Here is an 18,849-nt window from a genome sequence, read left to right as displayed (position 1 = left end):
GTGGCCTGGAGTGATCAGGCGGCTCAGGATCCGACCTTGCAGGCGGTCAACAAGGGCGGCATGAGCGAGGATTCGCTGTATCTGAACATCACGGCTCCCAAGGATGCCGACAATCTGCCGGTCATGGTTTGGTTTCACGGTGGCTCCTTCGCCATCCTGTCGGCCAACTCCAGTCAGTACAACAACCCTGAAGGGCTTACTGAAAAGGGTGTAGTGCTGGTAACCGTGAATCATCGGCTGGGACCATTCGGCTACATTGCCCACCCGCTGCTGACTGAAGAGAGCGGTTATNGGTGTAGTGCTGGTAACCGTGAATCATCGGCTGGGACCATTCGGCTACATTGCCCACCCGCTGCTGACTGAAGAGAGCGGTTATAACGGCTCAGGCAATTACGGTCAGATGGATCTGGTCATGGCCCTGGAGTGGGTACGGGACAATATCGCTGGCTTTGGTGGTGACCCGAATAACGTGACGCTGTTCGGCCAGTCCGGCGGCGGTGGCAAAACCTATTCGTTGATGAATTCGCCGCAGGCCACCGGGCTGTTCCACAAGGCGATTGTGATGAGCGGTTTTGCCCCGCTCGACACCATCAGCGGCCCGGAGGTGTCGCTGGCCGAATCGGAGGCTATCGGTATGGCGTTGTTCGAGCGGACCGGGGTTACAACCCTGGAGGAAGCCCGGGCACTGCCTTGGACTGCTTTTGCGCAGGCCGACCTGATCAACAGCATTCCGCGTCAGACCTACCGGCCCAATGCCGACAACTACTACCAGCCTGATACCTACTACCGCAATGCGCTCGATGGAATGCCCAGCGATGTACCCCTGATGGCCGGTGTCACGTCCGGCGACTACGACACGCTCAGAGCATTTCTGCCAATCTGGCTGGCCCAGCGCTCCGATACCTATCAGTCGGAGCAGTTCATCTACAAGTTCAGCCGTGTTCCTGATGGCTGGGCGGACATGGGCCTGCGCAGTTGTCATGGTTGCGAGCTGCCCTATCTGTTCAACCATCCAGCGGGCATGGTGCAGAACTATCAGCTGGGGCTGGTCCTGACGCCCGAGGGTCAGCGCCCGGTAATTGGGGACCTCAACGGTAATGGCGTAAGCGGTAGCCAGGGCGATGCGCAGGATGTGTTTCTGTCAATGGAGTACGGCGCGGACGATGATCAGATCGCTGATCTGACCATGACCATGTGGACCAACTTCGCCAAAACCGGTAACCCCAGTATCGAAGGCTTCGACTGGCCGGTGTTTACACGCGAGAATGACACCTTTGTCGAGATCGGTCCTGACGCTCAGAGCAGCGTGAAGACCGGGCTTGAGGCAGCGATGCAGTGAGCTAAAGCCCCCCCCCGCGGTGGTTAAGGCGGGGGGGCTTTAGGCCGGGATCTGTTGTGTTCAGCGCACCGCTTTTAGTCGGTGCTCCCACAGTCGCTTGGCCAGTCGGCGCATGTTCGGGATGTCGTCCGTTTCATCAAGAATCGGTTTGCCAATCAGCGTCTCAATGATGTCTTCCATTGTCACCAGTCCACCCCAACTACCGAACTCGTCGTATACCAGACACAGGTGCTGCTGTTCGTTGAGCAGTTGACTAAGCAGGGCTTCGACATTCTGTGAGTCTTGCGCCACCTTGACCGGTTTCATTACCGAGGACACAGGTGCGCTTAGGTCGTCGGTGCCAAGGATATCGACCCTGAACACTACGCCGAGGGGGGTCTCGTCGTCGCTGATCACCGGGTAGCGTGAGAACTGACTGTCTTGCACGCGGGTCAGGGCGTCGGCCAGCGACATCTCTGGAGCCAGCGCTTCACACACGGTGCGTGGAGTCATTATGTCTCGCAGGCGAATCATATGCAGGTCCAGCACATTGCTGATCACGCGCTGTTCGTCGTCGTCGAGTTTGTCCAGTTCACGGCCGAGCAGCGCTAGCGCCTTGATCTCTTCGCGGATGTTATGTTCGGGTGTCTTGCCGCCGAGACTGCGGGTAACCAGGTCGGATAGTAGAATGAACGGCTTGAGCAGTACGATCATGCCGTTAAGAAAAGACGGCAGTACTGGCGCAAGTATTGGCCAGTAGCGTGCCCCCAAAGTCTTGGGCAGAATTTCAGAGAGAACCAGGATCAGCAGGGTCATGATTGCGGAGGCAATACCCAGGTAGCCATCGCCGAACACTATAGTGACCTGCGCACCGACTCCGGTGGCGCCGACCGTGTGCGCCACAGTATTAAGTGTGAGGATCGCCGCGAGTGGCTGGTCGACGTTTTCCTTGAGGTGCTTGAGGCGCTCGTAGAGCCGAGGCTTTTCGGCTTTTTGGTTGGCGATGAAGCTTGGTGTCATTGACAGCAGCGCTGCTTCAAGTACGGAACAGAGAAAGGAAACCAGAATGGATAGGACAGCAAACGCTATCAGGAGAGTCATGTATGGGGGGTGGTGGCCAATAGAGTGAATATTCTATTCCAGTTGTGTGTTAACGGCTGTGCTGGCTGTTGCGTACAGATATTTCTAAATGTTTCAATGCTGATCTGGCTGATATTGATCAGAACCAGATCTTGTCGTCAGTAGCCGAGCCATGTACGCAGTCTGTTCAGGCTACCCCAATGCGGCCAGCCCAACTTGATAGTGTTTAGACTCCAGCGGCTGACAAGCCCATCCAGCCAGCTTTGCACGCCGCCAAGCTGACCCAGCCAGCGCGGTGCCAGCCGCCGGGCCAGGCGGTAGGCGGCCAGCGGGTGGATCAGGTAGCTGCGCACTTGATAACTGCGGTGCTGACCGCTCAGGCACCAGTTGCAGAAGTGTTCGCAGTTGTTGGTGAGGATGTGATAGCGGCGTTCTCCCAGGCGTGAGCGGGCGCGGTGCACAACTTCGCGGCCGCTGAACGTCGTGTCAGGGCGCTGGTGGATCAACACTGGTTCGCCGGCGGCAAAACGGTCGATGCCGACTTCTTCTACCGGTCCGCCATGAATGTCACGGCACAACCCAGCGTAGTGAACCACCCGGCCTCGGCCAACATAGATGCCATGGTGCCAATAGCCATTGCGCGGGCTGATCAGATGGGTCCCGGCAGCCGGCTCCAGCTCACGTCCAAGATCCCAGAGAGCCAGATGCGGGTCGTCGGTGAAGTTCATGGCGATGGGCTGAGCGTTGAACATGGGAATCTCCTGCCTGGGGGGCTTTGTCGATTCGTTGGTATGTTTGTGATCAAGCATCAAGCGTGCCAGCCGCCTGTTCAGCGGGTGTTCTGCCATGCAGAGGCCGAAAAGAGTGAGCAAATGCTCAACAACACTGCGGATATGAGCAAATGCTCAAGTCACCCGCAGGCTGTGTGAGTGCGGTGAGTGGCGGTGGATTACCCGGTTTTGGGGCCTATGGCGCAGCGGCTGACTGCATGCCGCGCAGCAAGGCTTCCAGTTCCGCCAGCAGCCAGCGCATATAAGGTTCCTGGCCGAGTGACTTGCGCCAGTACAGACGTACCGGAATCGGTCGGCTGGGGAAGGGCAGCGCAAGTAACCGGTTGCCGTTGAGCCGGGCCAGATTCTGCGCGTAGCTGCGCGGCATGGTCAGTAGCAGGTCGGTCTGAGCGACCACCTGGGCAGCGGCATGGTAGTGCTCGCAGTGCAGGGCGATGCGCCGCTGCTGGCCTTGCAGGCCGAGCAAGTCCTGCTCAACCAGGCTGCGTTCGCGTTCGGTCAGGGTCACCAGCACATGCTCGGCCTCGGCGTAGTCGTCCAGACTCAACTGGCCGCTGTGGTAGGCCGGGTGCTGGGGGCCGACCATGACGCTGAGCTGTTCGCGCACCAGCTCGCGGCTGGCCAGTTGCTCGCTGACCGGATATTCCAGATTGACCGCCACATCCAGCTCGCCGGCCAGAATCCGCGCCTCGATGTCTTCGCCCAGCACCCGCTGACTATGAAAACGCACTTGCCAGTGCTGTGTGCGGGCGCGTTGCAGCAGGGTCGGCATCAGCAGAAACTCCAATGCATCACGCAGCCCGCAGCGGAAGGTCATGGCTGAACGGGTGGGGTCAAAGGCGCTGTGCCGCAGGGTGGTGGTGGCCAGTTCGTCCAGGGCGCTGCGCACTCTGGGCAGGATGCTGCGGGTGTGGGCGGTCATTACCAGTTGCCGGCCATGCTTGACGAACAATGGGTCGCCGAGCATCTCGCGCAGCCGCCGTAGGGCATGGGAGACCGCCGACTGCGACAGGTGCAGTTGATTGGCGGCCTCGATGGTACTGCCGCTATCAGCCACGGCCAGCAACACGCGAAACAGGTTGAGATCGCCCTTTGAATGAATTTCCTGCATAGAAATTCCTGAAAAATAGCCATTATACACATAGGTTGTGCCGCGTTAGTGTCGCAGGTTCTTGCGAGCCTGACTGAGGAATAACAATGAACAGCAGCATGATCGAGCAGGTAAAAATGAGCACCGTGGGTGGCGAGCGTGCAGCGAAGATTCCGCTGCCGCCAAGTTTCACCGATCCCTACCAGCACCGCGCCTATCTCAAGCAGCGGCTGGCGGCGGCATTCCGGCTGTTTGCCCTGTACCAGTTCGATGAAGGACTGGCCGGGCACATCACCGTGCGCGATCCGGTCGAGCCGGACACCTTCTGGGTCAATCCGGTGGGTGTGCACTTTGCGCTGATTCGCGCCAGCGATCTGGTGCGTCTGGATCACAGCGGCAAGCTGGTCGAAGGTGAAGCCCTGGTCAATCTGGCGGCGTTCATGATCCATTCACGTATCCATGCCCGTTACCCGCAGATCAATGCCGTGGCCCATGCTCACTCGCCCAAGGGGCGGGCCTGGTCGGCGTTCGGCAAGCCGTTGCAGCCGCTGACTCAGGATGGCTGCGTGTTCTTCGAGCGGCATGCGGTGTTTTCGCAGTTCAACGGCGTGGTGCATCAGCAGGGTGAAGGTGATGCGATTGCCGATCAGTTGGCCGAGGGCCATGTTGGACTGATTCTGCAGAACCATGGCCTGCTGACCGTGGGCAAGGATGTAGACAGCGCGGTGTCGCTGTTCATCCAGTTGGAGAAGTCTTGCGAGACCCAGTTGCTGGTTCAGGCAGCCGGTGCCGATGCCCAGCCGATTCCGGTCGAGATCGCGCGCAAGACCCGCGCCTTCACCGGCTCGGACCTGGTGGTGTGGGGCAACTTCCAGCCGCAGTACGAGATGATCGCGCGGCTGCAGCCCGATCTGCTCGACTGACCTCGACATAACGACAAGCCGGGGCGGGGCGCAAGCATCGCACCCGGCGAGGATAATTCATGGCCGGCGATCTTGTTGCACAGGTGCTGCTGCCCCTGTGTCTGTTTGTCATCATGCTGGGAATGGGTCTGACGCTCAGCCCCGGCGACTTTACCCGTATCTTTTGTTTTCCCCGCCCGGCTCTGGCCGGGCTCGGCGGGCAGATGCTGCTGTTACCCTTGGTTGGCTTTGCTCTGGCGGCCTGGCTGATGCCGACGCCGGCATTGGCCATCGGCCTGGTGCTGCTGGCGGCCTGTCCCGGCGGGGTGACCTCCAATCTGGTGACTTGGCTGGCGCGCGGTGATCTGGCGCTGTCAGTCAGTCTGACCGCCGTCAGCAGCCTGCTGGCGGTGATCAGTATTCCGCTGCTGGTCGGGCTGGCGTTCATGGTCTTTGGTGGCGGCTATCAAAGCGTGCAGGTGCCAGCGTTGCAGATGATGCTCAGTTTGCTGCTGATGACTCTGCTGCCGGTAGTAATTGGGATGTGGGTCCGGGCCCGCAGCGAGCGAGTGGCGCGCTGGCTGGAACCGAAGATCAGCCTGTTCGGTGCGCTGTTTCTGGCGATGCTGGTACTGGGGGTACTGGTACGTGAGGGCGACGATGTGCTGGCCGGGCTGCACCAGACCGGCGCGGCCATCGTTCTGCTCAATCTGGGCATGCTGACGCTGGGCCTGCTGCTGGCCCTGGCGCTGCGCCTGAATGCGGCGCAGACCACGTCGATCACCCTGGAAACCGGCATCCAGAACAGCACCCTGGCCATCCTGATCGCCACCAGTTTCTTGCAGGACGAGCAACTGGCGGTGCCGGCGGCGCTGTATTCACTGGTGATGTATGTCAGCGCCGGGCTGGTGGTGCTGGTGCGGCGCAGGCAGCAGGCTGTCGCAGCCGCTGGCCGCTTGGAGTCGTCGTCGGTTAGCTGATCAGGCTGTGGCGGTGCGGGCTGTGCCTTGGCTGAGCGGCACCGCAGATTGCCTGTCAGAACGACCGCAGCATGCGCCCGAGTAGTTCCATGGCCTGTTCGCTATCAGTGCTCCAGGGGTGGCCGTGGTTCAGACGCGCGCAGTGGCGAAAGCCCTGGCTGGCGGAAAAGATTGGCCCCGGTGCCAGGCTGATGCCCTGGGCCAGGGCCAGCTTGAACAGTTGCAATGAGTCGACCTGTTCGGGGAATTCGAACCAGAGAAAATAGCCGCCGCTGGGGCGGGTTACGCGGGTGCCCTGGGGAAAGTGCCGTGCCGCCGACGCCAGCATGGCATCCTGCTGGCGCTCCAGGGTGTAGCGCAGCTTGCGCAGGTGGCGGTCATAGCTGCCATGCTGCAGGTAATCGGCAATGGCGGTCTGGGCCGGCACTGAGGGCGATATGGTGGTCATCAGCTTGAGCCGGGCAATCCGTTCGGCAAAGCGCCCGCCGGCTACCCAGCCAACCCGGTAGCCGGGCGCCAGGCTTTTGGAGAATGAGCCGCAATGCATCACCAGGCCGTCGTCGTCGAGGCTTTTGATCGGCCTGGGCGGACGTTCGCCAAAGTACAGTTCGGCATACACATCATCTTCGATCAGCGGTACCTGATGCTCGCGCAGCAAGCCGTAGAGTTCCAGCTTACGCAGTTCGCTCAGGCTGGAGCCCACCGGATTCTGAAAACTGCTCATGAACCAGCAGGCTTTGATCGGCAAGCTGCGCAGTCGATCACGCAGAACGTTCAGGTCCACCCCGTCACGCGGATGTACGGGGATTTCCACAGCTTTCAGCTGCAGGCGTTCAAGTACCTGCAAACAGGCATAGAAGGCCGGGGATTCGATGGCCACCAGATCACCGGCCTGGGTCACGCTCTGCAACGACAGGTTGAGGGCCTCCAGTGCGCCGTTGGTGATGACCAGCTCCTCCATCGGCAGCCTGACCCCGCCGACCATGTAGCGCAGGGCAATCTGGCGCATCAGATCCGGATTGCCGGCGGTCATGTCGGCAATGATGTCATGCGGTGCCAGCGTGCGCAGGCTGTGCGCCATGGAGCGTGCCAGTCGGGCTAGCGGGTACAGGTCAGGGCTGGGAAAGGCTGAGCCGAAGGGCACAGTATGTGGGTTCTTCAGTGAGCCGAGTACCGAAAAGACCAGTTCGCTGACGTCGACATCGGTGGTTTCATGTGCGGCCGGGCTGGGTTGTGGCTCCGGCAGCGGCAGACCGGCCAGGGCCCGGACAAAATAACCGGAGCGGGCTCTGGCCTGAATCAGCCCACGGTCCTCAAGCAGATAATAGGCTTGAAACACGGTGGACGGGCTCACCCCGTAAGTCTGGCTGGCATGGCGCACCGAGGGGATTTTCTCTCCGGGGGCCAGAATACCGTTGCGGATCAGGCCGGCGATATCATCGGCCAGGCGTTCATAGCGTTTCATCAGCGTCTCCAGACTTACAGCGTTGTGCAGCTAGCGGCGTACCGGCGCCACGAAGGTGGATTTGGCCACCACTGGCGGGCCGCTGTCATCCAGCGCGGTCAACACGAAACGGATGTGTTGGCGCGGAGCGGGAGCCTGCTCACCGGTCCAGACGACACTGACCGGAATGTCGCGGATGTCTTCAGCGCTCAGCAATACGGGGCCAGGTGCTGCCAGCTGGAAATCCTCTGCCGCGTCCAGGCTCAGTTGGTAGTGGCCAGCCTGCTGACGTTTGTTGATGACTTTCAGGCTATAGGCGTTTTCCAGTTGTCCGGCACTGTTCTCGCGGAACAGGTTGCGGTCGCGGGTGACATCCAGCGACATCAGTGGCCGCTCGATCAGGGCGACGACAAACAGTCCAATCATCAACACCAGCATACCGGCATAGCCGATCAGCCGTGGCCGCAGCCAGTGAGTACGTTCACCCGCCAGCGCCCGTTCCGAAGTGTAGCGGACCAGGCCACGGGCATAACCCATCTTGTCCATCACGCTGTCGCAGGCATCGATACAGGCCGCGCAGCCTATGCACTCGAATTGCAGGCCGTTGCGAATGTCGATCCCGGTTGGGCACACCTGTACGCACAGGGTGCAGTCGATGCAGTCACCCAGGCCCTGGGCTTTCGGGTCGCTGTCCTTGCGTCGGGGGCCACGCTGTTCGCCGCGCTCGGCATCATAGGCGATGACCAGGGTGTCGCGGTCGAACATCACGCTCTGGAAGCGGGCATAGGGGCACATGTCGCGGCAGACCTTTTCCCGCAGCCAGCCGGCGTTGATGTAGGTGGCGGCGGTGAAGAAGAACAGCCAGAAAGCCGACTGTGTACCCAGGTTAAAGGTCAGCAGGTTGCTGGCCAGTTCGCGGATCGGGGTGAAGTAACCGACAAAGGTCAACGCGGTGATCAGGCTGACGGCCAGCCAGATGGCGTGTTTGGCGCTGCGGCGCAGCAACTTGTTGGCCGACCAGGGGGCGGCATCCAGGCGTATGCGTTGATGGCGATCGCCTTCGGTGACCTTTTCCGCCCACATGAAAATCCAGGTCCAGACACTTTGTGGGCAGGTGTAGCCACACCAGATGCGACCGGCGACCACGGTTATGAAGAACAGGCCGAAGGCAGCGATGATCAGAATCGCTGACAGCAGAATCAGGTCTTGCGGCCAGAAGGTAGCGCCGAAGATATGGAATTTGCGGGCGGCCAAGTCCCACAGCACCGCTTGCCGTTCATTCCAGCTCAGCCAGGCCGTACCAAAGAACAGCACAAACAGCGCCCCGGCGCCGAGCAACCGCAACAGACGGTAGCGACCGCTGAAGCTGCGGGTGTGAATAGGGCCGTCGGGGCCATAGGCGGTACCGGTGTCAATGATCTTGGCGGGAATTCTCTCGCTCATGGTGTTACCCCATCAGTCGTTATCAGGCTGATGAGGATGATCGTTGGCGCGGCTGATACGTAACAGACTCAGGTTTTCAAATAAAAACCATATCAGATGGAATTCAGCGCCTTTCGGCGCGTGGCATAAGGTCGCAGGACAGGCACCAGTTCGGTTGGCCGGGAACGATGCGTATACCCCCGACCCAACGCTCGCTATGGGGCAGGCTCAGCCAGTTTATTTGGCCGGCAAGCACCCGTTGTCCGGTTGCGGTCAGGGCGAGTTGGCGTTGCGGCCAGTTGGCCTCGGCGTCCGCGACAATTGCCAGTAACGGTTCGGCGGCGTTGAGCAGTGGCTGAATCAGCCACCAGTACATCAGGTCGCCGAGATAGGGCAGGGGCTCGCGTTCAGCCATCAGATGCGCATAGGCCTTGCCGACCGGTAATGGACCGTGCTCAGCGACGATCTGCAGAATCTGGCTTTCGCTCAGGCTCAGGCCGGTGTTCCGGGCCGGTAGCTCACGCAGATGTCGATGCAGTGCTCGGCCCATCATCGGCAGTGCCGGGGTGCCTGTGGCAATCAGTTCGGTCAGGGCGTGCGGCGTGTCTGCGCTGATCGCTGCCCAGGCCTGGCTGCCCAGCCGTAGTAGTTCCGTGCTGACCGGCTGGCGCTGGGGCCAGAGCCAGGCCAGCAGATCTGGCGCCAGTTGGCCGATACCAATGAAGCGCTCGACACCGGGAATACTGTCCACTGCGATCAGCTCAATGCGTGCTTTGGGCGGCTCATGATGCAGCCGGTGCAACAGGTAGGCGAGAATCAACTGATCGTAGCTGTCATGCTCGAACCACAGCACCAGGCGTTCGTACTCGTCCAGTCGCTCCAGGGTCGAGTAGGCCTGTCTGAGTCGGGCCAGTGAATCGGCCGGTTTCAGATCAAAGGCGCTGGCGAGGAAAGCGGCGCGTTGCTGGATCAGGGTCTGGTCATCGCTGGCCGGCACCGGGCCGATGCAGAACGGGTCGGAAAACTCGAGAAAGTCACCGCTGAAACCGGCGACCTTGAGACTGTGCTGAATGTCCGAGCCACAACGGATATGCAGGGTCCTGGCATCCTGATCGCCATGCAGCCCCGCATGGCGACTGGCAAAATCCAGCGCATCGATATGCGCCTTGAGCCTGGGCCAACTGCTGAACCCGCACTCACGGGCAATCACCCACTGGGCATCGGCCAGTTTCAGTGGTTGTTCGCGTGGCGGAATATGCCGGACTACACGGGCCAGTGCTTCGGGTTCCTGGCGGTTGATGGCTTTGAGCAGGTCCTTGGCGCGTTTGCGCTGCTGCTCGAGATTGAAACGGCCGTGACGAATGGTGTGCTGTGCGGACATACGACTCCCCTGACAAGCCTGTGTCCGCCCGGCAGGCCGGGATTCGTATGGAACTGTGGTTTGATGCCTTGGGCGCAGCCCTTTCCGCGGACGGAGACGCCTGGCGGCGTTGCCGCCAAGGTTCGCTGAGGGCAGGAGGGCTGTCAAGTCGCTGCGGCTATCAACAGACTGGTGAGCCAGCCAGCGGTATACAGACCGAAGCCAACTTGCCGCCAGCATGACTGAGGTAAAAAAACGGTCACCGGCTTGACGCCGATCCCTCCGAACCGTTAAAAGTGCTGAGCGACCCATATCAGGCAATGTCATGTTATTAACCCTGCTCAGTAGTGCAATTGTTTCCCGTACCGGCCAGGCCGGTTGCGAGCGTTGCGCCGTGGTCGCCAAGAAATCAAAGAAACAGTCGCTTATTTGACCGGGCGCACTGTCCTGTCAGATGAGCTGACAGGAACCTGCCCCGGACTCGATCCCCGCTAGCCCCTTTCTCTCCTCTGACAGCACCGAATCGGTCATTGATCAGGAGGAGTGTCATGTCATCGTTTCAAGGTATCTGGGTACCTGTGGTTACCCCGTTTCATCAGGGCCAGGTCGACTTTGTCGGTTTGCGGCGCCTGGTTGGCCATCTGCTGAATGCCGGGGTGCATGGCCTGGTGGTGTGTGGCACCACTGGTGAGGCCGCGGCCCTGAGCCAGGCTGAACAGTTGGCGGTGCTGGATGCGGTGCTGGAACTGGCCCCGGCTGAGCAGGTGGTCATGGGGTTGGCGGGCAATCACCTGGCGGATCTGCTGGGCCGGCTGGACGAGATCCAGCAACGCTCGCTGGCCGCTGTACTGGTGCCGGCGCCGTATTACATCCGCCCGTCGCAGGCGGCGCTGGAGAGCTTTTTCAATACCGTGGCCGAGCGCAGCCGGCTGCCGGTCATTCTCTACGATATTCCCTATCGTACCGGGGCCACATTGGCCTGTGAGACGTTGCTGAATATCACCCGGCATGAGCGCATCGTGGCGGTCAAGGACTGCGGCGGCAACCCGGCTAACACCCTGGCGCTGCTGGCCAGTGGCAATGCGGCGGTTCTGGTCGGCGAAGACGCCCAGATCTTCCCGGCCCTGTGCCTGGGCGCTCAGGGGGCGATCGCTGCTGCTGCGCATATTCATCCCGAACAGTTCGTGGCGTTGTATGAACAGGTGCAGAGCCAGCAGTGGCTGGCCGCCCGGGCGACTTTTTTCAGCTTGCTACCGTTGATTCAGACCCTGTTCAGCGAACCGAATCCGGCCCCGGTCAAGACGGCCTTGGCCTTGCAGGGGCTGATTGCCGATGAGTTGCGGGCGCCGCTGCTGGGCAGCAGCGATGGCGTGCGTGAGTTGTTGTTGGGCTTGGGACTTGCTCGGGCCAGAGCGGCCCAGGCATGAACTGAGTATGGAGAATCCGCGAGCATACGCTCGCGGAAAGGGAGGGTTCAGACAGCCAATCGTTTGCCGGCTTGTGCCTGACGCCGGCTCAGGCGCCAGATCAGTACCAGCGCCAGGAGAATGAAGGCGCAGGCAATGGGCCGGTCCAGCAGATAGCCAATGTTGCCGTCAGCCAGCAGCACGCTCTGGCGCACGTTGAGTTCGAACATCGGGCCGAGTACGAAGCCGATGATGAAAGTGACGAAGGAGAAGTCCAGCATGCGCATCAGAAAGCCCAGCGCGGCGAAGCCGATCAGCAGCCAGGCGCTGAACAAGTTGCTGGCGACGATGATGCCGGTCACGCACAGCAGCACGACGCAGGGCAGAATCAGTTGGAGCGGCAGGCGGATGATCTTGGCGAACAGGCGCATGGTGAACAGGCCGAAGAACAGATTGCACAGGGTGCCGATAACCATGGCGCCGAAGATCGCGTATACCAGCCGGGCCTGATCGGTGAACAGTTGCGGGCCGGGGGTGATGCCGTGGATGACGAAGGCACCGAGAATCAGCGCAGCGGCGACGTTGCCGGGAATTCCGAGCGACAGCAGCGGGATGAAGTTGGAGCCGACGACCGCCGAGTTGGCCGCTTCAGTGGCGGCGACGCCACGGATATCGCCCTTGCCGAAGTTCTCCGGGTTTTTCGCCGAGCGCTTGGCCGAGGCATAACCGAGGAAGGCGGCGGCAGTCGAACCCAGCCCCGGAATGGCGCCGATCAGGGTGCCTATGCCGGTCGACTTGAAAATGGTGGGGGCGATGTGGCGATAGTCGCGCCAGCCAAAATGGTTCTGTGCCGGATTGCCCAGGCCGGCATCCGGTAGCCGGTGCAGGCTGCCGCGCTGGTGATAGATGGCCTGACGAAAGATTTCGCCAAGTGCCAGCACGCCGATGCCCACCGCGCTGATGGCCAGACCATCCATCAGTTCCGGGATGCCGAAAGATAGCCGCTCACCGGCAGTTTCCGGATCGGTGCCGACCAGACTCAGGAGCACGCCAAGGGCGGCGGCAATCAGGCCCTTGAGTACGGAGTTGCCGACCATGCCGCCAACGACCACGAAGGCGACCAGTACCACTGCGGCCATTTCCAGCGGACCCATGCGCATGGCCACCAGTGCCAGCGGTGCTGCGACCAGGAACAGCACCAGATCGCTCAGAGCGTCGCCGGTCACCGATGAGGCGTGAGCGGTGCGCAGGGCCTTGAGTGCCTGGCCCTTGCGCGACATTGGATAGCCGTCGAAGGTGGTGGCGGTGGCCTCCGGTGAACCTGGGGTGTTCATAAGAATGGCCGAGACCGCCCCGCCCAGGGTGCCGCCCTTGTTGATGCCGACCAGCAGGCCAATGGCGGTGACCGGGCTGAGATAGAAAGTGAAGGGCACGGCGATGGTGATGGCCATCAGCGCGCCGACGCCGGGTGCGGCGGCGAAGATCTGGCCGATCAGTACGCCGAGGGCGATGTATAGCAGATTGGTCAGGGTAAAGGCGTCGGCCAGCCCCAGCAGCAGATCGTGCATGGTCAATCCTCGTCAGTCCAGGGGGGCGCCCAGCGCCAGTTTGAACAACAGCCAGAGCAGCAGCGGCCAGACCACCGCCGTTGGCAGAATCCAGCTGAGTCGGCGCTCGCCCATCGCCAGCATGAAGGTGGCCACCAGGAACATGGCGCCAGCCAGATAGCCGATTAGTTGTAGCAGCAACAGGCTCACGGCCATCAGGCCGATCAGCAACAACAGACGCAGCAGGCTGCGGCGGTTCAGTTCGATACGCCGGGTCGAAGGCTGCTTGTCGCGTAGCCGGGTAATGAACAGCAGCGCGCCCAGCACGGTGATGGCGCCCACGCACAGGTAGGGGAAAAAGCGCGGTGACAGGCCAAAGCCGAAGCCGGCGCCGATATGGTTCGGGATCAGATAGAACAGGCCAATCAGGCCGGCGATTGTGATCAGCAGGCCGGCCCACAGGTCAAGGTTACGTTCAAGCATGGCAGTAGCAGGCTCCTTGGGTCAGGGTGCTGAGTCGGCAGCGGCCCGGCGATAATCCTCGGCGGCGCTGTGAATGAACTCGGTAAGCTGCTCAGGGCTCATCACGATATTGGGAAAGCCCATGCGCTGTTCGGCCAGTTGCGCCACGGTGGGCGACTGGCTGGCCCTGATCAGGGCTGCCGACAGACGCTCATGGATCTGCGCTGGCATGCCTTTGGGTACCGCGAACATGAAATAGCCGGTATAGCCCATCGGGTAGCCCAGTTCGGTGATGGCCGGTTGCTGTGGTGAGGTACGCAGCCGCTCATCGTTCAGTGAGGCGATCACCCGAATCTTGCCGTTGCGCAGGAAGGCCTGGTGGATCCCGGCGCTCCAGGCAATGTCGATATGGCCGCCAATCAGGCTGTTCATGATCTCCATGCCGCCGCGCATCGGAATGATGCGGATGCGGATGCCTTCGCGCTCGGCCACCATGTTCAGTACCTCACGGGTGATTGGCGACACCGAGCCGTAGTTCAGGCCGTGCTGGCGTCCATAGGCGATCATTTCGTCCCAGTTGGAAAACGGCGCGTTGCCGCTGGCGACCAGGGCGTTCTGCAACTGGCTGATGGTGGTCAGGTAGTCGAAGTCGTAAGTGTCGTAACGCAGCGGGGCCACCCAGGGCATGCCGTCGAACGCCGAGTTGGCGGCCATGCCCAGGGTATAGCCGTCAGCGGCGGCGAACTTCAGACTGGTGGCCATGACGATCCCGCCGCCACCGGCAATGTTGCGCACGATGACCGGCTGTCCGAGTTCGCTTTCCAGTTCCCGGGCGACCAGCCGCGCCAGGGTATCGGCACCGCCACCCGGACTGAAGCCGACCAGCAGATTCAGCGGTTTGTTCGGCCAGTCGGTGTCGGCCTGGGCGGAGGAAACGCCAGCCATGACCAGCAGCCAGATCATCAGCAGGGGCAAACGGCTTCGATCCTTGAGCCGGGTGAGGGCAGACAGCATGAATAGCACCTTCTGAATCATTGTTATTGGTTGTCCGGGCGCCCTGGCGGCGAGCCGGATACTTCTAGAGCGCGCTGACGGCGATCAGCGCCAGCACACTCACACCCAGGCCCACGCTCATCACCGGCAGCAGCGAAGGTTGTCCCTGTTCGGCAGCGAGCATCGCCAGTTGGCGCTTGAAGCGGCGGCGCTGGCCGACATACAGAGACAATGACAATAGCAATGGCAGTACGGCCATGAACAGGGCACTGAGGTGATGCAGGCCGAACCAGTGCAGGGTCAGGCCGGCAAACATGGCCAGTGCCACCTGAGTGCGTACCCAGGCCAGCAGAGTCCGTTCGACCTGCAAGCCCTCATCGCGGCTGACGCTCATGCCAGCCCCCAGAACAGGCCAGCACTGACCATGGCCAGCAGGGCTACGGCCAGGGTCAGCAACGGCACCAGTTCGGAGATCGGTGGTGGCTGACGATGCCGCAGCGCCCGTTCGACCCTCAGCCAGCGCCAGCAGGCACCCAGGCTGAGTGTGGCACTCAGGCCGATCAGTGCGGTGGCCAGCAAGGTGCGCAGCAGCGGTTCGAGCAACTCCACGGTGAAGGCTTCGATAGCCACGCCACCGCCAAGCAAGGCCAACGCGGTGCGGATCCAGGCCAGAAAGGTTCGCTCGTTGGCCAGGGTAAAGCGCGGGTCGGGTGCCTGGCCGTCATTCAGGTTCAGGCTCCTGAATGACAGCCGCAGTTGTTGGAGACGCGAGTTCACCAGAGGCTCCGGATCAGCGCACGCCAGCACTGCGCAGCGCGCCGGGTGAATAGTCGGAGCTGCTGGCGCGGTAGCTGAAGTCGTAGGCACTGCGCTGTTCGTTGCCCATGCCGGTGATGATGTAGCGGCCACTGTGCAGGTCATAGAACAGGTCGCCAGCGCTGAGGGGAGCCTGTTGCTGGTAATTGTAGAAGGCATGGCTCTCGCCTACCCGCCAGAGCTCGCCACGGCTGTCGTAATGATCGGCCAGCAAAATCGCCCAGCTGTCCTCGTCGATGAAATAGCGGCGCTTGGAGTAGATATGCCGTTGGCCATCCTTGAGGGTGGAGACCACTTCCCAGACCCGGTGCCGCTCGTAGCGGGTGTGCTCCTGGTTGAGGTGGCCCTGGTGCACGATGTCGCTGTACTTGAGCTCCGGAGAGGCCAGGCGATAACTGTTGTACGGCACATACAGCTCGCGTTTGCCGACCAGCTCCCAGTGGTAACGATCCGGGGCGCCATTGAACATGTCGCGGCTGTCGGCAGTACGTAACCCGGCGGTGGTGGCGCCGGTGAAGTCGTAGGAAAGACTCGGAGCTCGACGCACACGGCGCTGGCCGGCGTTGTAGATCCAGGAGCGGCGTGGATTCTTAACCTGGTCGATAGTTTCATGCACCAGTACTACCTCACCGATCTGGCGGGCAGGGGCAATGATCTTGTGGCTGTAGAGAAACAGCAGGTCATCGGCTTTACCGGGGGCGTGATCGGTCAGGTATTCGCGCTGGGTAAAAAACTGCTCCGTGGTGGTGATGCTGTAGCTGCCATTGGGGTAGGGGGCGGCGGTATCGCTAACGGTGCGTGAACTGCCACCACGGTAGCGGGTGATATGGTTCCAGATTACCTCCAGGCCATTTTTCGGAATAGGGAAGGCGATGGCTCCTGCGAAACCCTCCAGGCCATTACCGTCATTGACCAGCCGGGCCTGGCCCAGATTGCGAGCGGCCGACTGCTTGACGTGATCCGGCAGATCGACACTGCGATGCGTGGGGTAGACCGGTATCCGGTAGCTGCTTGGGTAGCGATTGAAGGTGGCCAGTTGGCCGGGGCTGAGCTGCTGGCGATGCTGCTCAAGATTCTCGGACGTGATAGTGAACAGTGGCTGCTCGCTGGCGAAGGGATCTGTGGGTGTGCCGTTGGCATGGACCTGCGCGGCGTCTTGCGCCAGGCCGCCGGTCCAGGCTGGAATGCTGCCGTCGGCATTGCCGGCGCGTTCGGCGCCGATGGGTGTCAGGTCGTCGCCCAGACGGGCGGCCTGCTCGCTTTGAGCTGCGGCTAGAGCCGGCAGGCTGAGCAGGATGGAAGAGAGGATCAGGCCATGGGTGCGTTTGAAGTTTGTCATTGTATGGCTCGCTCAGAAAGTAATGCCAAAGCTGACGCTGACGAAGTCACGATCAGCGCGTACGCCGTAATCGCCATCCATGAAATTGGTGTACGACACACTGGCGTTGTAGGTGCTGTTGAAGGCGGCGTTCAGGCCCAGGCTGATGGCGCGTGAGCCTTCGTTGAAGGCGGACGTCTCATTCGGCCCATAGCCTTTTACGTCATGCGACCAGGACAGGCTGGGGCGCAGGTCGATGCCGGCGATTACATCCAGGTAGTTCCAGACTGCCCGGGCCTGATAGCCCCAGGAGTGGCGGGTGACGAAGCCCTTGTTGTTGCAGTGTTGTGGCGTCTGCGAGTTGGCCAGGCAGATGCTGTTGTCACGCAGTTCGCCCTGGCCATAGGTGCTGTTGCGGCCGTAGCGCGGGCCGAACCGGCCCTCCAGCCCGCCAACCCAGGTCATGCCGACTTCACCGATCAGAATCATGCTGTCGGCGCCCATCACCCGGGTGAAACCGTGGGTAGCACTGACCTGCAACTGGGTGACTTCCTTGCGCCGATAACCGCTGGAGACGCCATTGTCGACCGAGTTCACGGCGCCACTGGCAACCAGCGGCGAGCGATCCGGATTGTTCAGTGAGGCCTGGACCAGATCGGTGCCGTTGAACTGCAGCGGCAGATTCGGTCGATAGCTCAGCTCGCCCTGCAGTGCGGTGCCGCTGCGCAGGGTAGTGGCGAAGGTCAGGCCGTACAGGCGGATATCTTCCGGGTAGTCGGCGAAGTAGCCCGAAGTGCCGATACGCAGAACCCCAGCCAGATTGCGTCCGGCATCGCTGGCGAGAAAGCCTGAGCAGGCTGCGCCAGCCAGGCCCAGGTTGGCACACAGTTGCGGGGCGAAGTCGGTGTTGGTCAGGTAGGGGCTGGCGATCGAGCTGCTGTAGGGCAGGCGGCTGTGATAGTTAGCAGCGTAGAAGCCCAGTTCAGTATCCAGTGCCGGTACGAACCAGCGCAGGGCCATGCCCCACTGGCCGCTGTCACGTGCATCGTTGTCACCACGACGACGAATCTGGATGCCTTGCGGATCAAGATTTACCCCGAACGGGTCCAGGGCCTGACGGGCGGTGGCGTTGCCGCTGAAATCACCGCCGACGAACAGGCCGTCGCAGCCATCGGGCAGGGTGTCGTTACCGGCGAAGAAGGTGCCGCAGTTATCCAGCACGGTCTGGTCCCACTCGAGCTGGTAGAACGCCTCGGCGGACAGGTTGTCGGTCAGGTTCTGCATACCGTAGAGCATGTTGACCGGGGTCAGGCCTTCCTTGATTTCCGAGCCGGGCCGGCGCAGGGCGGCGACGTTGGCCGGGTTGATGACATTCAGACCGCCACGGATGAAGGTACTTTCGCCCCAGTTGATCACCTGGCGACCCAGGCGCACCGAGCCGGGTTGATCACCAATGCTGTAGTTGTGGTAGACAAATGCATCCAGCAACTCGAAGCCGGCCGACTTGGCAGCGTTCTTGCGCCCGGAGTCCTCGACGTTTTTGAAACGCTGGTTCTCATCGCGCAGGGCGTAGTCGTACCAATAGGTGCCACGCAGGAACACGCCGCTGTCGGCGTAGCGCAGCTCCAGGTCATGAGTGCCCTTGAACAGCTTGGAAAAGACATCACCGGAGCGGTAGTTGCGTCGACCGTCGTCACCGCTGGCGGCCCGCATAAGGTCCGGGTCCGGGTTGGCGGTCGAGATGCTGGCGCCAATCGACAGCGAGGAGGTGATCTGGCCGTCGATTTCGCCCCACTGGAAGTTGGCGGCTGAGACAGGCGCGGCGGCACAGGCCAGAGACAACAGCAGCAGGCGGAAGGGGGGCTGGTTGCCCGTTCTGTTTATCAACACTGTGAACCTCTTTTTATTATAAGTAGGTTA

General features: G+C 61.5%; 18 protein-coding genes. 5 read left to right on the top strand and 13 right to left on the bottom strand.

Going from position 1 to position 18,849, the window contains the following annotated elements; all coding sequences use genetic code 11:
- Positions 1 to 363 carry a carboxylesterase family protein gene (locus tag C2846_RS14195; protein WP_119701751.1) on the top strand — a complete coding sequence of 121 codons (363 nt, stop codon included), beginning with the start codon at positions 1 to 3 and terminating at the stop codon, positions 361 to 363.
- A complete protein-coding gene (locus C2846_RS18755) occupies positions 311 to 1,339 on the top strand; it encodes a carboxylesterase family protein (RefSeq protein WP_131038223.1) in 1,029 nt (342 codons plus the stop codon). The genes C2846_RS14195 and C2846_RS18755 overlap by 53 nt, the downstream gene beginning before the upstream one ends.
- A 60-nt stretch (positions 1,340 to 1,399) precedes the next feature.
- Here C2846_RS18755 and C2846_RS14185 read toward each other — a convergent pair whose 3' ends face one another.
- The 3 genes from C2846_RS14185 to C2846_RS14175 form a co-directional block, all read right to left on the bottom strand.
- Positions 1,400 to 2,419, bottom strand: a complete 1,020-nt coding sequence (locus C2846_RS14185; protein WP_080051234.1) for a CNNM domain-containing protein — start codon at positions 2,417 to 2,419, stop codon at positions 1,400 to 1,402.
- A 137-nt stretch (positions 2,420 to 2,556) separates the two neighbouring features.
- On the bottom strand, positions 2,557 to 3,150 hold the full coding sequence (locus C2846_RS14180) for a lecithin retinol acyltransferase family protein (protein ID WP_205890225.1): 594 nt from the start codon (positions 3,148 to 3,150) through the stop codon (positions 2,557 to 2,559).
- A 214-nt stretch (positions 3,151 to 3,364) separates the two neighbouring features.
- Complete coding sequence (locus tag C2846_RS14175) at positions 3,365 to 4,300, bottom strand: LysR family transcriptional regulator (RefSeq protein WP_119701749.1); 936 nt, start codon at positions 4,298 to 4,300, stop codon at positions 3,365 to 3,367.
- An 86-nt stretch (positions 4,301 to 4,386) separates the two neighbouring features.
- On the opposite strand from C2846_RS14175, the gene C2846_RS14170 reads away from it, so the two are divergent.
- Both C2846_RS14170 and C2846_RS14165 read left to right on the top strand, forming a co-directional pair.
- The gene (locus tag C2846_RS14170; protein WP_119701748.1) at positions 4,387 to 5,202 is read left to right on the top strand and encodes a class II aldolase/adducin family protein; all 816 of its coding nucleotides are present in this window, start codon (positions 4,387 to 4,389) and stop codon (positions 5,200 to 5,202) included.
- A gap of 59 nt (positions 5,203 to 5,261) precedes the next feature.
- Positions 5,262 to 6,161, top strand: coding sequence for a bile acid:sodium symporter family protein (locus C2846_RS14165; protein ID WP_119701747.1), 900 nt, complete (start codon positions 5,262 to 5,264; stop codon positions 6,159 to 6,161).
- 55 nt (positions 6,162 to 6,216) lie between these two features.
- Here the strand turns inward: C2846_RS14165 and mapR are convergent, their stop codons facing one another.
- The 3 genes from mapR to C2846_RS14150 form a co-directional block, all read right to left on the bottom strand.
- The gene (mapR, locus tag C2846_RS14160; RefSeq protein ID WP_080051230.1) at positions 6,217 to 7,626 is read right to left on the bottom strand and encodes a GntR family transcriptional regulator MpaR; all 1,410 of its coding nucleotides are present in this window, start codon (positions 7,624 to 7,626) and stop codon (positions 6,217 to 6,219) included.
- Between the two features lie 30 nt (positions 7,627 to 7,656).
- Complete coding sequence (ccoG, locus tag C2846_RS14155; RefSeq protein ID WP_119701746.1) at positions 7,657 to 9,048, bottom strand: cytochrome c oxidase accessory protein CcoG; 1,392 nt, start codon at positions 9,046 to 9,048, stop codon at positions 7,657 to 7,659.
- A 103-nt stretch (positions 9,049 to 9,151) separates the two neighbouring features.
- Complete coding sequence (locus C2846_RS14150) at positions 9,152 to 10,408, bottom strand: DUF1835 domain-containing protein (protein WP_080051228.1); 1,257 nt, start codon at positions 10,406 to 10,408, stop codon at positions 9,152 to 9,154.
- A 527-nt stretch (positions 10,409 to 10,935) separates the two neighbouring features.
- Between C2846_RS14150 and dapA the strand changes: the two genes are divergently transcribed.
- On the top strand, positions 10,936 to 11,814 hold the full coding sequence (gene dapA / locus C2846_RS14145; protein WP_080051227.1) for a 4-hydroxy-tetrahydrodipicolinate synthase: 879 nt from the start codon (positions 10,936 to 10,938) through the stop codon (positions 11,812 to 11,814).
- Between the two features lie 47 nt (positions 11,815 to 11,861).
- Here dapA and C2846_RS14140 read toward each other — a convergent pair whose 3' ends face one another.
- From C2846_RS14140 to C2846_RS14110, 7 genes are all read right to left on the bottom strand, one after another.
- The gene (locus tag C2846_RS14140; RefSeq protein ID WP_080051226.1) at positions 11,862 to 13,361 is read right to left on the bottom strand and encodes a tripartite tricarboxylate transporter permease; all 1,500 of its coding nucleotides are present in this window, start codon (positions 13,359 to 13,361) and stop codon (positions 11,862 to 11,864) included.
- A 12-nt stretch (positions 13,362 to 13,373) separates the two neighbouring features.
- Positions 13,374 to 13,823, bottom strand: coding sequence for a tripartite tricarboxylate transporter TctB family protein (locus tag C2846_RS14135; protein WP_080051225.1), 450 nt, complete (start codon positions 13,821 to 13,823; stop codon positions 13,374 to 13,376).
- 21 nt (positions 13,824 to 13,844) lie between these two features.
- Positions 13,845 to 14,816, bottom strand: a complete 972-nt coding sequence (locus C2846_RS14130; RefSeq protein WP_165443829.1) for a Bug family tripartite tricarboxylate transporter substrate binding protein — start codon at positions 14,814 to 14,816, stop codon at positions 13,845 to 13,847.
- A 64-nt stretch (positions 14,817 to 14,880) separates the two neighbouring features.
- Positions 14,881 to 15,189: a DUF202 domain-containing protein gene (locus C2846_RS14125; protein ID WP_080051223.1), complete on the bottom strand. Its 309-nt coding sequence runs from the start codon at positions 15,187 to 15,189 to the stop codon at positions 14,881 to 14,883.
- On the bottom strand, positions 15,186 to 15,572 hold the full coding sequence (locus tag C2846_RS14120) for a YidH family protein (RefSeq protein ID WP_095623729.1): 387 nt from the start codon (positions 15,570 to 15,572) through the stop codon (positions 15,186 to 15,188). The genes C2846_RS14125 and C2846_RS14120 overlap by 4 nt, the downstream gene beginning before the upstream one ends.
- 13 nt (positions 15,573 to 15,585) lie before the next feature.
- A complete protein-coding gene (locus tag C2846_RS14115; protein ID WP_119701745.1) occupies positions 15,586 to 16,950 on the bottom strand; it encodes a DUF1329 domain-containing protein in 1,365 nt (454 codons plus the stop codon).
- Between the two features lie 12 nt (positions 16,951 to 16,962).
- The gene (locus tag C2846_RS14110; RefSeq protein ID WP_420849054.1) at positions 16,963 to 18,813 is read right to left on the bottom strand and encodes a DUF1302 domain-containing protein; all 1,851 of its coding nucleotides are present in this window, start codon (positions 18,811 to 18,813) and stop codon (positions 16,963 to 16,965) included.
- Between the last annotated feature and the right edge of the window lie 36 nt (positions 18,814 to 18,849).

Origin of the sequence: Pseudomonas jilinensis, from assembly GCF_003586265.1 — a bacterium.
GTDB lineage: Bacteria > Pseudomonadota > Gammaproteobacteria > Pseudomonadales > Pseudomonadaceae > Halopseudomonas > Halopseudomonas phragmitis.
Note: the sequence above shows the minus strand (reverse complement) of the source record. Positions and strands in the feature narration are given on the sequence as shown.

Bases quoted from the DNA above. Each gene is read 5' to 3' on its own strand.
- C2846_RS14185 (WP_080051234.1), bottom strand. From the start codon at position 2,419: ATGACTCTCCTGATAGCGTTTGCTGTCCTATCCATTCTGGTTTCCTTT.
- C2846_RS14180 (WP_205890225.1), bottom strand. From the start codon at position 3,150: ATGTTCAACGCTCAGCCCATCGCCATGAACTTCACCGACGACCCGCAT.
- C2846_RS14175 (WP_119701749.1), bottom strand. From the start codon at position 4,300: ATGCAGGAAATTCATTCAAAGGGCGATCTCAACCTGTTTCGCGTGTTG.
- C2846_RS14170 (WP_119701748.1), top strand. From the start codon at position 4,387: ATGAACAGCAGCATGATCGAGCAGGTAAAAATGAGCACCGTGGGTGGC.
- C2846_RS14165 (WP_119701747.1), top strand. From the start codon at position 5,262: ATGGCCGGCGATCTTGTTGCACAGGTGCTGCTGCCCCTGTGTCTGTTT.
- mapR (WP_080051230.1), bottom strand. From the start codon at position 7,626: ATGAAACGCTATGAACGCCTGGCCGATGATATCGCCGGCCTGATCCGC.
- ccoG (WP_119701746.1), bottom strand. From the start codon at position 9,048: ATGAGCGAGAGAATTCCCGCCAAGATCATTGACACCGGTACCGCCTAT.
- C2846_RS14150 (WP_080051228.1), bottom strand. From the start codon at position 10,408: ATGTCCGCACAGCACACCATTCGTCACGGCCGTTTCAATCTCGAGCAG.
- dapA (WP_080051227.1), top strand. From the start codon at position 10,936: ATGTCATCGTTTCAAGGTATCTGGGTACCTGTGGTTACCCCGTTTCAT.
- C2846_RS14140 (WP_080051226.1), bottom strand. From the start codon at position 13,361: ATGCACGATCTGCTGCTGGGGCTGGCCGACGCCTTTACCCTGACCAAT.
- C2846_RS14135 (WP_080051225.1), bottom strand. From the start codon at position 13,823: ATGCTTGAACGTAACCTTGACCTGTGGGCCGGCCTGCTGATCACAATC.
- C2846_RS14130 (WP_165443829.1), bottom strand. From the start codon at position 14,816: ATGCTGTCTGCCCTCACCCGGCTCAAGGATCGAAGCCGTTTGCCCCTG.
- C2846_RS14125 (WP_080051223.1), bottom strand. From the start codon at position 15,189: ATGAGCGTCAGCCGCGATGAGGGCTTGCAGGTCGAACGGACTCTGCTG.
- C2846_RS14115 (WP_119701745.1), bottom strand. From the start codon at position 16,950: ATGACAAACTTCAAACGCACCCATGGCCTGATCCTCTCTTCCATCCTG.